Consider the following 15,011-nt stretch of genomic DNA (forward strand, 5'->3'; position numbering starts at 1 on the left):
TTTTGGCCCCCTCGCCATCACATCCGGCTCCATGAACACCAACAAAAAAATGCCCGCCGATCGGTTAACGCGATTGGCGGGCATTCCCTACAGCAGTTTTATTAATCAGGCTGAATATTCAGTCTTTCGATGCCAGAACAAAACGGTAAACCAGACCACCGATAACACCGCCGATAATTGGCATTAACCAGAACATCCACAGCTGGTCCATTGCCCAGGTGCCCTGGAATATCGCCACTGCGGTACTGCGCGCCGGGTTGACCGAGGTGTTGGTGACCGGAATGCTGATTAAGTGTATCAGCGTCAGCGACAGACCGATGGCAATCGGCGCGAATCCGGCCGGCGCACGCTTGTCGGTTGCACCGTGGATCACAATCAGGAAGATTGCGGTCAGCACGCCTTCACACACCATCGCCGCCATCAGGCTGTAACCACCCGGTGAATGCTCGCCGTAACCGTTAGACGCAAAACCGCTGGCGGTGGCATCAAAACCGGCATGGCCACTGGCAATCACATACAACACGGCGGCGCCAGCGATCCCACCCAGAACCTGCGCAAGGATATACGGCACCACGTCGCGGGCGGCGACACGGCCACCGGCGAACAGGCCCAGCGTCACCGCCGGGTTAAAGTGCCCGCCAGAAATATGGCCGACCGCAAAGGCCATCACCAATACCGTCAGGCCGAACGCCAGCGCCACACCGGCAAAGCCGATGCCTAATCCCGGAAAACCGGCGGCAAAAATGGCGCTACCACAACCGCCAAACACCAATACAAATGTACCGATAAACTCTGCGGATAATTTCTTAAACATACCGTCACCTGAAACGTTAAGTGGAGTGTAATGCGCAAAGACATTTGAGGATCGTTGCACATCGGGAATTAATGAAGGGATCGAGACGTCATAGTGAGAATAAAATCATTCGAATGGGCTGAATAAATTAACGTCACTTTTCTTAGGGGCAGTTTACGGGCTGAGTTATTCTGTTCAACTCATAAAGTTATCATTTGGCCGGCAGGAAATAGGAAGCCAGTCAGCCTGACGCATTACAAAGCAGTTACACCGCTAATCACATGATATAATTCGATTTATTTTACACACAAAAATGCCTCACCCGCAAAGATGAACAGCGTTTATAACGATCTGAAGTGAAACATGAGAGTTTTATGAGATGTATTTTCAGGCGAGGATGGATATTGCCTGATGAATTGACTCTTCACCAGACAATAACCCCGGCAGCAGGCGTTAGAATATTCGCCCTGCTGCCGCTTACGACATTATGTCTCTGTCGTGTCCTCACCCGCTAATAGCGAAACCGGTGAGGGTCACTGCCGCGCGCTAATTACACCATCACTGCCGGGTGCTGTAATAAGTGGTCAGCCAGCGTATAAGGTGAGTCGTTAACCAGCGTACTTTCGACCGGGATATGGCTGGCGGAACTGGCCGTGGTGTCCGTGGCCACGCTGGCCGTCACGGGCGATGAACTCGCCGTTGCCCCATCATCCTGAGCAACGGTTGGCGCGTAAAACGCCAGTAAATGATCCATATTCAGCGCGGTTTCGTGGGACGCCACGGTGACATTTTCACTGGCCGTGGCCTGGTTGCCGGCGCTGTCATGTGCCGTCACCTTGATGACATAGTCGCCGTCATCCAGCGGCGCCAGCTGTCCGGCAAGAATCGTCAGCGCCCATTTGCCATCGGCTTTAACCGCCGCGCTGTAGCTTTGATCGCCGAGAGTTAAGGTCACCGTACTGCCCGCATCGAGATGGGTTGAACTGCCCTGCAACAGATGCCAGGTATTGACATCATCCGCACCGATAACGTGATCCGCAAACGCGGTATCCAGCGTCAGCGTCGGTAAATTGTGCGTTGCGACGTCAAAAAAGTCGCTCAGGGTTTGGCTATCGCTGTTGCCATACTGATCCGAGCGATGGGCACTGGCGGTCACCGGCCCTTCCGCCAGCGCCAGCAGATCGGCGCTCGGTAAGGTGATCATCCCGCCGCTGTCCGGCTGGTAGGTTTTGCCGTTGATGTCCAGCGAGGTCACGCCTTCAATATAGAAACTCAAATCCTGCTGTGCTTCCTGATAGTTCAGGATCATGTCACCGCCGATATCCATCTCGTAATAAACCGGCGTCAGCTGGGTGACCACATTCAGCTCTTGCGCCATATCGGTATAGTTATTGGCCCCGTCATGATACCAGGCGTGGATCTCACCATTTTTAATAAATCCGGCCACGTCGGCCGCGGCGATCAGCACCTGCCAGTGTCCCTGAGCATCAATGGTTGCGGCATGCTCGTGACCATCGCTACCTTTCAGGATCAGCGACTGACCCAACGCCACGGCAGACAGTGAGCCGCTCAACAGCAGATCGTGTTGGCTCTCCGCCAGGTTGATCACATTGTCATCCGTGACCTTGTCGAAGTGGATTTCTGGCACGCTGGTCATATGGGTGATTAACGTCAGATCGTGGCTGACGGTGCTGGTTTTGCCATTCGCATCAACCGCGGTCAGGGTCAGACTGTGCAGGCCATCCTGCATTGCCAGCAATTGCTCGGTGGTAAAGTGGCCGGTCCAGCTGCCGTCAGCATTGACTAAAGCGGTGACGGTCGCGGCGCCCAGCGTCAGGGTAACTTTGTTGTGGTTGGCCATATGCGTTGAGGTGCCGCTGATGTCCACGCCATAAATGCTTTCGGCGACGTTGATGGCGTTATCGCCGCTGATGGCGTCCACCGTCAGGGTCGGCTTGATGGTCTTATCAACATACAGGCCAAAATCCACGTTGGTATCGGTGTGGTTGCCGGCTTTATCGGTGATGGTCAGCTTCAGGCTGTAATTGCCGTCGGACAAGCCTTTCAGCACCTCTGGCGGCATCGAGGCGTTCCAGTAACCCCACTTGTTGACGGTACTGGTCCAGCTTTGATCGTTAAAGCTCAGGGTGACGGTCGAACCGGCCTCGCCTTCTGCCCGGCCACGCAGATGAATACGGTGGCTGGCTTCCCAGGCGGCAATCACGCCATCGCTGGCGACCGGTTCATAAGGGCGCAACGGTGCAGGCGCATCGGTATCCACCGTGCTGACCGCCAGGGTATTGATGCCGGGCGCACTCAGGCTGCTGGCCATTTCCGGCGTGAGGGTGGGTACCGCCAGGCGGCTGGATGATGCAGGTTCCGTGGTTTCGGCGGCAGCATAGTTGCTGACCGCATTCTGGAAAACAGACTCCAGACGCAGAGCACGGTAGTCAACGCGTTGGGACATAGGTCACCTCGTTCAGAATTTTGGCGCGCAAGCCATCGCGACACCTGAAGGTGCGGGATGGCGGATGGTTTGTGCGAGCCATACGAGACGGCCCGTTTCCTCTGGCAGGAACGGGTTACCTTAACGGGTAACAATTTTGCAATAGCAAATCCCCTTTTCATTTTGAAAAGAGGAATAAACAGCAAATGATTTTTTTAATCTTGTGCCCTTCAAGGTGGGTCACCGTTTAAGCTGCCCTCACCCTAATCCTTCATTTGATTTATAGATAGTGGCCAAATTCTGAATACTAATCTGCGTATTGATTTAGCTTATGATTATTTCTACCTGTTTATTCTTCACCAACCCCTTTACAGTTTGAATACCGACAGCGCGGTAACGGTTGCCTAATTTCAACCGTCACCGACTCGCCAGCCAAATCACTTTCACATTTAATATCAGTAGATTAATCAATGGTATGGCGTTTGCTAAAACCGTTTAGCGCGAATTAACGATAAGGGATCAGCATGTCGCAAATTGATGCAGCCTGGGGGGCAGGCCCAACGCCTGATTATGAGCAACTGGTGGAACGTTTCAGGCCACTCTTTACCAGAATTCGCGACGGCGCGATTGAACGGGAAATAAACCGTGAATTACCTTTCGAACAGATTCAGTGGTTAAAAGAGAGTGGTTTCACAGCATTGCGCGTACCGCAAGAATATGGCGGCAGCGGTATTTCCTTACCTGAGCTGTTTAATTTGTTAATTGAGCTCGGCGAAGCTGATTCAAATCTGGTCCAGTCGATACGCGGTCATTTGGGGTTTGTCGAAAATGTGCTGAACAGTGATAACCCCCGACGACGCGAAACCTGGTTACCGCGACTGGGCCGCGGTGATATCGTCGGCCCGGCCTGGAGCGAAGCCGGTGACGTGCAGCAGTCGGCGTTTTCGACGCGGCTTGAACAGATTGGCAATCAGTGGCGCATAGATGGCAAAAAGTTCTACACCACCGGCTCGCTCTATTCTGACTGGATTGACGTCGGCATCAGTGATGAGACGGGGAAAACGCTGGCGATCACCGTTTCACGCTCGGCACCCGGTGTGACGGTGGTTGATGACTGGAATGGGTTTGGTCAACGGCTCACCGCCAGCGGCACGTCGGTGTTTAATAACGTGGTGGTGGAGGAAAGCGATATCTACGACGAGGATAAATTCAAATACTCCCCGGCATTTTATCAGCTGGTTCACCTCGCGACTCTTGCGGGCCTTGGCCGCCAGCTCAGCCGGGAAGTGGCTGAAAACGTGGCCACCCGCAAACGCACCTACAGCAATGGCAACGCCGCCCGGGCCGCGCAGGATCCGCAGATCCTGGCGGTGGTCGGCAAACTGCGCGGTGCGGCCTATACCAGCGGCGCGATTGTGCTGAAAACGGCCGAGGCGCTGCAGCGGGCCTACGACAGTCGCTATGCCGGCGATGAACCGGCGGAAGTGCAGGCCAACGCCATCGCTGAGATCGAGGTGTCACAATCGCTGAATGTGGTGACCGATCTGCTGCTGAATGCCGCCACCATTTTATTCGATGCGTTAGGCGCATCCGCCACCCTGAATCCGCTGTCGTTAGACCGGTTCTGGCGCAATGCCCGCACGCTTTCCTCCCACAATCCCCGCATCTATAAAGACCGTATCGTCGGCGATTTTGCGGTGAACGGCACCTTGCCGCCGCCGCAGTGGCGTATTGGTGTCGCCTCTTAGCCGGATTAAATCACCAATGGCGGATTGCGATCGCCTCCTGGCCGGGTTCAATCACCCGTGGCAGATTGCGATCGCCTCACCACCGAATTCAAGCACCAGATACTGCTGAGCCTGTATAGCGCTCAGCAGCCGGTTCTGTTAATCCAGCGTCAGCGTTCTCTGTGGATGCGTCGCCGGTAGCTGGCTCTCTTTACCAAAGAGTTTCTCACGCAGGGTGCCAGGCCGGTATTCTTTGCGCGCCAGTCCGCGCTTTTGTAGCACCGGCACCACATGCTCAACCCATTCATCCCACCAGCCCAGCGTGGTGACCGGCACCACGTTAAAGCCGTCGACACCCGCGTCCGCATACTGCTGCACCTTATCGGCGATTTGTTCCGGCGTGCCGGCAAAACGTCCTGGCAGTAACGCATGTTGCAGCAGGTATTCGCGCCAGGTGAGCACGCGGCCCTGACCGTAATCCGCATCGACCGCAATGCGGAATTTGGAACGCATATGCTGGCTGAACTGCTCCTGACGGCTGAGCTCGGTCAGCGGCGTATCGGGATCGATACTGGATAAATCGATCCCCGAACCGCCGCTGTAAAAGCCCTGCAGGGCATTGATATCGATATTATCGAACAGATGCTGCTGCTTGCGTTTGGCTTCTTCCTCGGTCGAGCCGATTACCGTTGACAGCGACACCAGCTTTTTCAAATCTTCCGCCTGGCGGCCATAGTTAATCAGCTCGCGATTCAGAATAGCGATATCTTTGCGCGCGGTTTCCGGGGTTTGCGACGGCAGGAACGTCACCTCCGCATTGCGCGCCGCAAACCGCCGGCCCGCGTCGGAATTACCGGCCTGGAAGAACACCGGGCTACGCTGCGGCGAAGGCTCGACAATGTGCGGCCCCTCGACGCGATAGCGTTTGCCGACGTGGTTAATCTTGTGGATCTTATCCGGATCGAAGAAGCGATTAGTGGCCGGATCGTGCAGCACCGCGCCATCCTCCCAGGAGAGTTCCCACAGCTTATAGGCGACATCGAGATATTCCTGCGCCCATTCATAGCGTTCATCGTGCGGCACGATGTCATTGAAGCCGTAGTTGCGGAAACCGTTCGATAAATAGGAGGTGACAATATTCCAGCCGATACGCCCGCGGGTGAATTCATCCAGCGAGGAGATCTGGCGGGCAAATGAAAACGGATGGGCCTGAATCACGTTACTGGTGACCACAATCCCCAGATGCTCGGTCACCAGCCCCAGCGCAGACACAATGGTGATCGGGTCCGGCTCGGGAAACTGCGTGCCTGCCCGGATGGTGGTTTTACCGTCGCCAAAGTCGGCATCATACACCCCCACCACATCGGCGATAAACAGCGTATCAAAGCGCCCTTTTTCCAGCGTTTTGACGGTTTTGACGTATTCATCCAGCTGGTTATAGCCGTACTGGACCTGGCCTTCGGTGGTGCGCCAGTAACCATGGCTGTGGTGGTTCGGCGTCAGGTGCAAAAAACCGTTATAAATCAGTTCGCGTGACATTATGACTCCCGTTTTAGTGGTGGGCGAATTCCGCCGCCTGCAGCCGTGGCAACGAGGCGAGTAACTTTGCGTATAAGGATGGCGCGGACGATAGAAGATCTCGCTGGCGGTGCCCTGTTCCACCGCGACGCCGTTTTGCATCACCAGCACCCGGTCGCTCATATGGTGGATCACCCCGAGATCGTGGGAGATAAACAGGTAGCTCACGCCCAGCTGCTGCTGTAGATCGCTCAGCAAATCGAGGATCTGCGCCTGAATGGTCACATCCAGCGCCGACACCGCTTCGTCGAGCACAATCACCTGCGGTTGGGTGGCAATCGCCCGTGCAATGGCCACGCGCTGGCGCTGGCCGCCGGATAACCGAGCCGGCTTTTGCGCCATATGTTCTGGCCCCAGCCCCACCGACGCCAGCAGGCTTAACGCCCGTTGCGTCGCGGTCTGTCCGGGGATCGCCGGCCCGAGGGCAATGGCATCGAGCAGAATCTGTGACACCCGCCAGCGCGGATCGAAAGAGGAAAGCGGATCCTGATAGACCACCGAAATATGGCGACGTATTGCCCGTTGCTCCCGCGCTGAAGCATGGCTCCAGGGCTGGCCGCGAAACAGGATCTCACCGCTGTCCGGCTGCACTAACGCCAGCGCAATCCGCGACAGGGTGGTTTTGCCCGAGCCGGATTCCCCCACAATGCCCAGCGTTTCGCCGCGCCCGAGGGTAAAGGAGACGTCCGACACCGCGCGGTGTCCCTTAAAGCCTTTGACGATATTCCGCGCTTCCAGCAGCCATTCTGCCGACGCATTCGCCGCCGTTGCCGGTGGCGCGACCGCGACCACCCTGTCGCCCGCAGACAGCCGCTGCCCTTTGGTGTGTTCGCTGGGTATGGCGTTGATCAGACCCTGGGTATAGGCATGCTGCGGGCGTTGTAAGACCTGTTCGACCGTGCCCGATTCCACCAGCGTGCCGCCCTGCATCACCAGAATGTGGTCGGCAATTTTTGCCACCACCGCCAGGTCATGGCTGATCAGAATGATGCTGGTGCCGCGATCCAGCATCTGCCTCAGCACCTCCAGCACCTGCGCCTGAACCGTGACGTCCAGCGCGGTGGTCGGCTCATCAGCAATCAGCACGTCAGGATGCAGCGCAATCGCCGAGGCGATCAGCGCGCGTTGACGCAGGCCGCCAGAAAGTTCGTCCGGCCGCTGGCTGGCGCGGAAGGCCGGTTCAGGCACGCCAACCTCTTCGAGCAGCGCCTCGACCTTTTGCTGGCGGGTCGTCCGGTTTCCCCAACCGTGTAGCGAAAGCGCTTCAGCGATCTCTTTGCCTACCGGCCGCAGCGGATCCAGTGACACCAGCGCGTCCTGCAGGATGAATCCTACCCTGACGCCGCGCACCTGCTGCCACCAACCGTCACTGCGATCGAGCAGCGTCTCGCCATCAAGCGTGAGGTTCCCGGCCTGCACCTGCAGCTGTTCCCCGGCCAGCCCTACCAGCGATCGGGCGGTGACGCTCTTGCCCGATCCGGACTCGCCGACCAGCGCCACGCACTGACCCCGTTGCAGGGCGAAACTGACATCCTTCACAATGTGCCGGCGCGGGCTGCCTTCGCCCGTTGTCCAGACGTTGAGTCCCCGGACATCAATGATGGTGTCGGTGACGCCGCGCGGGATGGCCTGACTTTCGTTTTGCTTGCTCATCAGCGCGATTCTCCTTCTGCACGCTGTTGCAGGTAACGACCAATCTGGGTGAAGGAGAGCGCCACCAGCACGATGGCGATCCCCGGCAGCACTTCCAGCCACCAGGCCACGGTGACGTTGATTTTTCCGGCTTCCAGTAACGCGCCCCACTCTGGCGACGGCGGCACCACACCCAGCCCAAGGAAGGATAATCCCGATGCCCAGACCACCGACTGACCGATGCCCAGCGCCACCAGCGACACCAGCGGGCGAAAGGCATTCGGCGCTATATGCTGTAAAAACAGCCGGTGCCAGGGATGCCCCAACGCCCGCGCGGCCTCAACGTAACCTGACTGCCGCACCTTTAGTGCCTGGGCACGCACCAGCCGTGCATAGCCCGGCGCGGTACCAATCCCTACCGAAATCAGCAGGCTGCTGGCGGAAGGACCCAGCAGCGCCACAAACAGTAACGCCAGTAACAGCGTGGGAAACGCCAGCAGAATTTCCAGCAGGCGGTTAACCGGCTCGGCAATCCAGCGCGGTGCCAGCGCGGCGCTGAACCCGAGGACGATCGCGCCCACCAGCGCAATGGCCATCCCCCCCAGCCCGATCGCCAGCGACTGACGCGTGCCCCAGATGATGCGGCTGTAGAGATCGCGGCCAATATCATCGGTGCCCAGCCAGTGGGCGAAAGACGGGGCCTGCAGCGCATTAAGCAAATCGGTACTGAACGGGTCATGGGTCGCGAGCAGTGACGGCGCCACGGCGGCGACGATAAAGAACAGCGCAACCAGCAGCGACAGTGCGGTGGAAAGCGGTATCACCGTCAGGGCGCGCCGCAAGCGCTGACGCGGGACGTGCCCGGCCTTCGCATCTGAAAAATCGGAAATATGGCTGGTCATCAGTGGCCTCGCAGTCGCGGATCGACGATCAGATAGATCAGGTCGACCGCCAGATTAATAACGATATAGAGAAAGCTGATCAGGATGACGATCCCCGATACCAGCGCGAAATCCTTATTGCTGACCGCATTGACCAGCACGTTGCCGAGGCCGGGACGGGCAAACACCGCCTCCACCAGCACCGCGCCGGAGAGTAAATTGCCGATCGCCCAGCCGCTGAGGGTAATCGCCGGGATCAGCGCATGGCGCAGGACGTGATGCAGTTTGACCTTGCGCAGACTCATGCCGCGCGCACGCGCAGACAGCACAAAGGGCTCCTGCATGTTGCGCTCAAACTCTCCCCGCAGGGCGTGGCCAAGAAATCCGGCCAGCGGGATGGCGAGGGTAATCGCCGGCAGTAAGGTGCCGTACAGGCTGTCGCCTCCCACCACCGGGAACCAGCGCAGATCGATGGCAAATACAATCAGCAGCAGGATGCCAATCCAGTACTGCGGCAACCCGGCCATTATCGTCTCCACCGCCGAACCCAATGCCCCCAGCCTGGCGCTGCGCCCCGCCGTCAGCAGCGTCCAGGGAATGGCAATCACCCACGCCAGCAGCAGTGCCGCAATCGCCAGAGTAAAGGTAGGAATCAGCTGTTCGGCAATCACATGCACCACCGGGCGCTGTAGCTCGAACGAAAAGCCAAAATCGCCGTGCACCAGACGCCAGAAGTAGCTCAGGTACTGTTCGGTAATTGGTTTATCGAATCCATACAGCGCGTTGATCGGCGCAAGCTCCGCCGGGGTGCGTTCAATCACCTGCCCTGAGGTGATGTTGAGCAAAATCGTGGCGCGGTCGCCGGGCAGAATCGATAGCACGACAAAGGTCACGGTGATCGTGCCCCACAGCACAAACAGTGCCGAGCCCATCCTCACCAAAATGCGGCGCCACAGGCTGCGGTGTTTAACCAAAGTGTCGCCCGATCCCTCGCTGGCGTTCGGTTGATTCCCCGATGAAATAAGATCGGTCATGGCTTCTCCTGCACGAAGTAGGCGTCGTTGAAATTCAGTAAGCCATTGCCGCTGTCCTGCCAGATGCCCCGGACGTTATTGGCTATCGCGACGTTGTAAGTGAAGTTGTATCCCCCGATGGCAATCGCCTGATCGTCAAACCACTTTTGCAACACAGCGAATTTCTGGCGACGAAGGGCAGGATCGGGTTCGCGTTGTGCGTCGAGGATCTGTGACTCAACCTGCGGGTTATTGAAGAAACTGGTGTTATTGCCGTTGAACGCGCCGGCAAGCGTCGCGTTATAGACGATGTCGAGAATGTTTGGTGACGGCCAGACCCAGTAACCAAAGCTGATCTCCTTATCCGCCGGTCGCGACTTCGCGCCCGCAAAGCCTTCGGTTTGCGTCAGCGGGATCAGCACCAGTTTGATACCGACCTGCTTAACCTGATCCTGCACCGCCTGCAGCATCAGCGCGCCTTCCTGATCGATAATCGCCTGAATAAAGGGCAGCCTGGCAACCAGCGACTCGCCGTCCTTCACCCGATAGCCTTCGGCATCGCGTCCGGTCCAGCCAGCCTGATCCAGCAGCGCATTGGCTTTGGCAACATTGAGCGAATAACGATTGTCGACGTTGAGATACAGCGGCGTGCTTTTACTCAGGGATCCGTTGCCTTCATACGGCACCGCCCCCTTGAACACCGTTTTAACAATCTGCTGGCGATCCAGCGCATAGGCAAAGGCCTGACGTACCCGCCGATCGGTAAAGGGGCCGCGCTGAACGTTGAACGAAAAGGCCTGTGGCCGGCCGGTGGCCACGTATGACAGGGTTTGATAGTCCCGCTGCAGCGCGTGCCACTGCGCGGAAGGTGGCTGGTAGATCACGTCTGCGCCGCCGCTGACCAGCGCACCCCAGCGGGTGGTTGCGTCCGGCACAAATTTCCATTCCAGATGCTTTATAAAGGCCGGGCCATTGTGCCGGGCGTTTGGCGGTGCCCAGTGATAATCATCGTTGCGGACAAAGCTGATCCCTTCCCCTCTGACCCATTTTTCCACTTTCCATGGGCCTGTCCCGACCGGTTTCAGGCATTTTTGCTCACTGCTGTTATGCGCAATGGAATCCGGTGACTGGAAACCATAATGCCCATTCGCCAACACGTTATAAATTTCGGGATTGGGCTCAGATAAATGTAACTCAACGGTATAATCATCGACTTTAGTTAACCCGGTCATATAGGTAAAACCGTGCCAGCCAATGCCTTTAGTCCACGCGGAATAATTAGCGACCACCGCATCGGCATTAAATTTATCGCCATCGGTAAATTTAACGTCTTTGCGTAAATGAAAGGTAATGGTTTTGCGATCCGCTGATTCCGTCCAGTCGGTTGCCAGCCAGGGACGTATTTTACCGTGATCAAAACTGACCAGATAATCGAATACCTGCCGCGACAGATAGGCCTGCTGCACCCATCCACCCCACAGGCACGGCGGCTCCTGTTCGTGCAGGTAAACCAGCGTGCCGCCGTCCTGATTATGCCCTGCCACCGGCGCCGGCGCTGGATCCGCCAGGGCGACAGGCTGCCCCACCAGCAGCAGTATCGCCGCTGCCGCCAGCGGTAATATGGTTTTATTTATGCGTAAACTGCTCATCGCGTCATTCTTTCCCCTGATAATGCCAAATATCCGCTGGACCAGAATTGATGCTGCGGCCTGAACGTTATTTAAATGAAGATCGCATTCTGTTTATAAGACGAATAGAGCACACAAAGCCGCGAGGGCAAATATCAATACCGGCAGTAGATAGTTAAATATGACACACCCGTGTCACGCTTTTTGTTACTGAACAAATAGCGCTGCGTGACGGTCAATACAGGTCGGCTTGTTGACAGTATTGATAATAAAAGGTAAATGGTTGACCTGTCTTAATGCACAGAGAACAGCGTCTAAAGGAAAGAACATGACTGAACGTAGCTATTTTGATAACGATGCGCTGGAGATGGAAACGACGGTCATCAGCTGTACACCGCAGGACGATGGCCGTTTTCGTGTCATCCTCGCCGCCACCCTTTTCCATCCGCAAGGCGGCGGGCAGCCTTCCGATCGGGGAACCCTTGGCACGGCGGACATGCTCCATGCCGCACAGGAAGACGGCGAGATCGCCCATTACACCGATGGGCCGGTCGCACCCGGCCCGGTTCACATCAAGGTGGATGAAACGCTGCGGCGGTTGCATAGCCATTATCACTCTGCGGGACACTTTATCGCCGTGGCCGGGGAGACATTTGGCTGGCACGGCAGCAAGGGCAATCACCGCCCTGGCGAAGCGCGGGTGGTATTTGAGCCCACTGAGCAGAAAACGCCGGTGACGGCAGAGCAGATTGCGGCAGATGTCGCTGAGATCGTCGCGCGCGATCTTCCGCGCCAGCTGTCGATCGCCGACGGCCGTCGTGAGGTGACCTGGGGAGACTTACCGGCGTATGCCTGTGGCGGCACCCACGTGGTCAGCACGGCTGAGGTGGGTTTGGTGCGCATTGTGAAAATCAGCGAAAAGAAAGGCGTGATGACGGTGAAATATGAGGTTGGCGAGTAGGTGTTACTTCAGCGCTGAAGCCCTGCGTAAAACGCTTAAAAAAAGCGCATTTTTCGGAAACTACTGACCATATTAACATGGCATTAAAAACAGTATTGACTCGTGATCTTATTGGAGTAGTTTATTAACCAACGGCAGGAAAAACCCTCCAGTCGTTAATAAGTTAACGCTTTACAGTGTTAAGTAAGTAATCTGCGATGAAGGTCACGAAGTATTGTTGTATGGGCATTGACGGTGGGGAAGTTATCCACCCGACGCGTTAGGGCCTCGAAACAAAATCTGTACCGATCGCAGGATGGGAATGAAAACGCGATGATGTCAGGCCATGTTTCAACAGTACTCAGAGTCGACGTATCGTTATCATATATAACGATTTTCCGACGATAGTCAGGCCATGCATCAAGAGTATATATCGCGATGGGGAGATGTACGTGTTCCGCCCGCTCGTAGAGTGGGCTGTGTTTAAGCGGTAATAATAGGAGGTCATTTATTAACACAGTGCCTAATATTATCTGTGTGGACTTGTACATTTAACGTTGTACAATCAGCAGTAAATCGATGTAAGTAAATTAATGCTAAATTACGAGTATGCAGTACGTTAAAAGCCCTGACCTGAAAAGTCGGGGCTTTTACATTTCTGCGGTTGTCGAAAAACGTTCCAAACCTTACCGGTAATTATCCGCCCTGCTTAACTGAACAGGACGGCATTTTGGCTGTTACGCGTCGGACAAGCGGAAGGTGGAGACGGAATGGGTCAGGTAATGCACCTGCTCTTCCAGAGAAGCCGCCGCCGCTGCAGATTCCTGCACCAGCGAGGCGTTTTGCTGGGTCACGCTGTCCATCTCGGTCACCGCCTGCTCAATCTGGCTGATGCCACGACTCTGCTCATCAGAAGCGGTCGAAATATGATCCATCAGCACATCCACCTGACTGACTGAGGCAATTATCGCCCCGATCGCCTCGCCGGTCCGGCCAACCTGATCCGATCCGGCGCGAATGTTGATAACGGATTCGGCAATCAGACTTTCGATCTCTTTGGCCGCCACCGCACTGCGCTGGGCAAGATTACGCACTTCCGCTGCCACCACCGCAAACCCACGGCCCTGTTCACCGGCACGCGCCGCTTCTACCGCCGCATTCAGCGCCAGGATATTGGTCTGGAAAGCAATGCTGTTAATAACGCCGGTAATATCTTCGATTTTCTTCGAACTGCTGTTAATCAGTCCCATGGTGACGATCACCTGCTGGGAGACCTTTTCGCCGGTTTTGGCATTTTTCACCGCTTCGCCGGTCAGGCGGCTGGCTTCGAAGACGTTTTCGGTGTTCTGTTTCACCGTCGCGCCTAACTCTTCCATGCTGGCTGCGGTTTCGGTCAGGGCGGCGGCCTGCTGCTCGGTGCGCGACGCCAGATCGATGTTGCCGGCAGCAATCTCTTTCGAGGCGTGCGACACGGTCAGCGTCGAGTTGCGAACCTGACCAATAATGTCGGTCAGCGACTGGCGCATCTGCTCCATGGTGGCCATCAAATCCTGGATTTCGCTCTTAGAACCGACAGTGACCGGCACCGGCTGGTCGAGGATCCCTTCGGCGATTTTGCTGCAATAGGCTTTCGCGCTGTCCAGCGGATTCAGCACATAGCGCTTGATAAAGAACAGCACGACGGTGATCACCAGCAGGAACAGCACGCCAAAGAAGATAATCACGCTCATCCCCAGGCTGAAGTGGCTCTGCGCATCGCTGTTGAGCTTTTTGGCATAGGCCTCGTGCTCGGCGAGCACCTGATCGAGGACGATTTCATACTGTCGGTCGAGACGGATCACCGTTGCCAGCTGGTCCTTAAAGCGCGCCTGATCGTTGGCTTCCGCCGCGTCGATCATCGGCTGAATGCCCTGCTGACGGTAGGTCAGATAGGCCTGCTCATAGGCTTTTGCTGCCGCGTCTTCACCGGCTAAGCGCGGCGCATCTTTATACGCCTGGAATGCGGCATCGGCCTTGCCGATCACCGTCTTCACGCCTTCCAGCGATGGCTTAGACAGCCCATCGCTCCCCTCACTGGCCTTCATATATTCCATCAGTCGCAACCGTAAGGTGCGGCTGTGGTTAATCGGGTCGATGATTGACAGCACAACGCGGATCTCTTTATTGACCGCATCAAGCGACTGGTTGCTGCGGGTCAGCAACCAGATGCTGGCGAACATACTGCTAATAAAGATGATAAATAAGAACAACATAATCAACAGCGAGGATTTTTTAACCGACATAGCGTTATCCAGATAAGGGGAGGTCTTTAACTGTTAACGGCATAAATTTCGAAAAATTTAGCCCCTGCCCCCAGGATCTGCTTTGAAAAGG

The 15,011-nt window shown here is 56.4% G+C and carries 9 protein-coding genes; 2 read left to right on the forward strand and 7 right to left on the reverse strand.

Translation table 11 applies throughout. From position 1 onward, the window contains the following. Window positions 1-118 precede the first annotated feature (118 nt). Both aqpZ and AC0IXH_RS08230 read right to left on the reverse strand, forming a co-directional pair. Window positions 119-814, reverse strand: a complete 696-nt coding sequence (aqpZ, locus tag AC0IXH_RS08225; protein ID WP_134823948.1) for an aquaporin Z — start codon at window positions 812-814, stop codon at window positions 119-121. 529 nt (window positions 815-1,343) lie between these two features. Next, a complete protein-coding gene (locus AC0IXH_RS08230; protein WP_471720308.1) occupies window positions 1,344-3,260 on the reverse strand; it encodes an Ig-like domain-containing protein in 1,917 nt (638 codons plus the stop codon). Between the two features lie 503 nt (window positions 3,261-3,763). Between AC0IXH_RS08230 and AC0IXH_RS08235 the strand changes: the two genes are divergently transcribed. Next, a complete protein-coding gene (locus AC0IXH_RS08235; RefSeq protein WP_471720309.1) occupies window positions 3,764-4,987 on the forward strand; it encodes an acyl-CoA dehydrogenase family protein in 1,224 nt (407 codons plus the stop codon). Window positions 4,988-5,125: 138 nt separating this feature from the next. Here the strand turns inward: AC0IXH_RS08235 and AC0IXH_RS08240 are convergent, their stop codons facing one another. From AC0IXH_RS08240 to AC0IXH_RS08255, 4 genes are read right to left on the reverse strand one after another with little or no spacing between them, the layout of a single operon-like run. Continuing rightward, window positions 5,126-8,197 (reverse strand): dipeptide ABC transporter ATP-binding protein, encoded by a 3,072-nt coding sequence (locus tag AC0IXH_RS08240; protein ID WP_471720310.1) that lies wholly within the window; start codon window positions 8,195-8,197, stop codon window positions 5,126-5,128. Beyond that, window positions 8,197-9,078 carry an ABC transporter permease gene (locus AC0IXH_RS08245; protein WP_471720311.1) on the reverse strand — a complete coding sequence of 294 codons (882 nt, stop codon included), beginning with the start codon at window positions 9,076-9,078 and terminating at the stop codon, window positions 8,197-8,199. The genes AC0IXH_RS08240 and AC0IXH_RS08245 overlap by 1 nt, the downstream gene beginning before the upstream one ends. Further along, window positions 9,078-10,091: an ABC transporter permease gene (locus tag AC0IXH_RS08250; protein WP_346594803.1), complete on the reverse strand. Its 1,014-nt coding sequence runs from the start codon at window positions 10,089-10,091 to the stop codon at window positions 9,078-9,080. Before AC0IXH_RS08250 ends, AC0IXH_RS08245 begins: the two co-directional genes overlap by 1 nt. After that, window positions 10,088-11,719, reverse strand: coding sequence for an ABC transporter substrate-binding protein (locus AC0IXH_RS08255; RefSeq protein ID WP_471720312.1), 1,632 nt, complete (start codon window positions 11,717-11,719; stop codon window positions 10,088-10,090). Before AC0IXH_RS08255 ends, AC0IXH_RS08250 begins: the two co-directional genes overlap by 4 nt. A gap of 307 nt (window positions 11,720-12,026) precedes the next feature. Between AC0IXH_RS08255 and AC0IXH_RS08260 the strand changes: the two genes are divergently transcribed. Beyond that, complete coding sequence (locus AC0IXH_RS08260; RefSeq protein ID WP_346594807.1) at window positions 12,027-12,659, forward strand: alanyl-tRNA editing protein; 633 nt, start codon at window positions 12,027-12,029, stop codon at window positions 12,657-12,659. Window positions 12,660-13,375: 716 nt separating this feature from the next. Here AC0IXH_RS08260 and AC0IXH_RS08265 read toward each other — a convergent pair. Then, window positions 13,376-14,920 carry a methyl-accepting chemotaxis protein gene (locus AC0IXH_RS08265; protein WP_346594809.1) on the reverse strand — a complete coding sequence of 515 codons (1,545 nt, stop codon included), beginning with the start codon at window positions 14,918-14,920 and terminating at the stop codon, window positions 13,376-13,378. Window positions 14,921-15,011 lie beyond the last annotated feature (91 nt).

It is taken from the genome of Erwinia sp. AC075 (genome assembly GCF_979253995.1).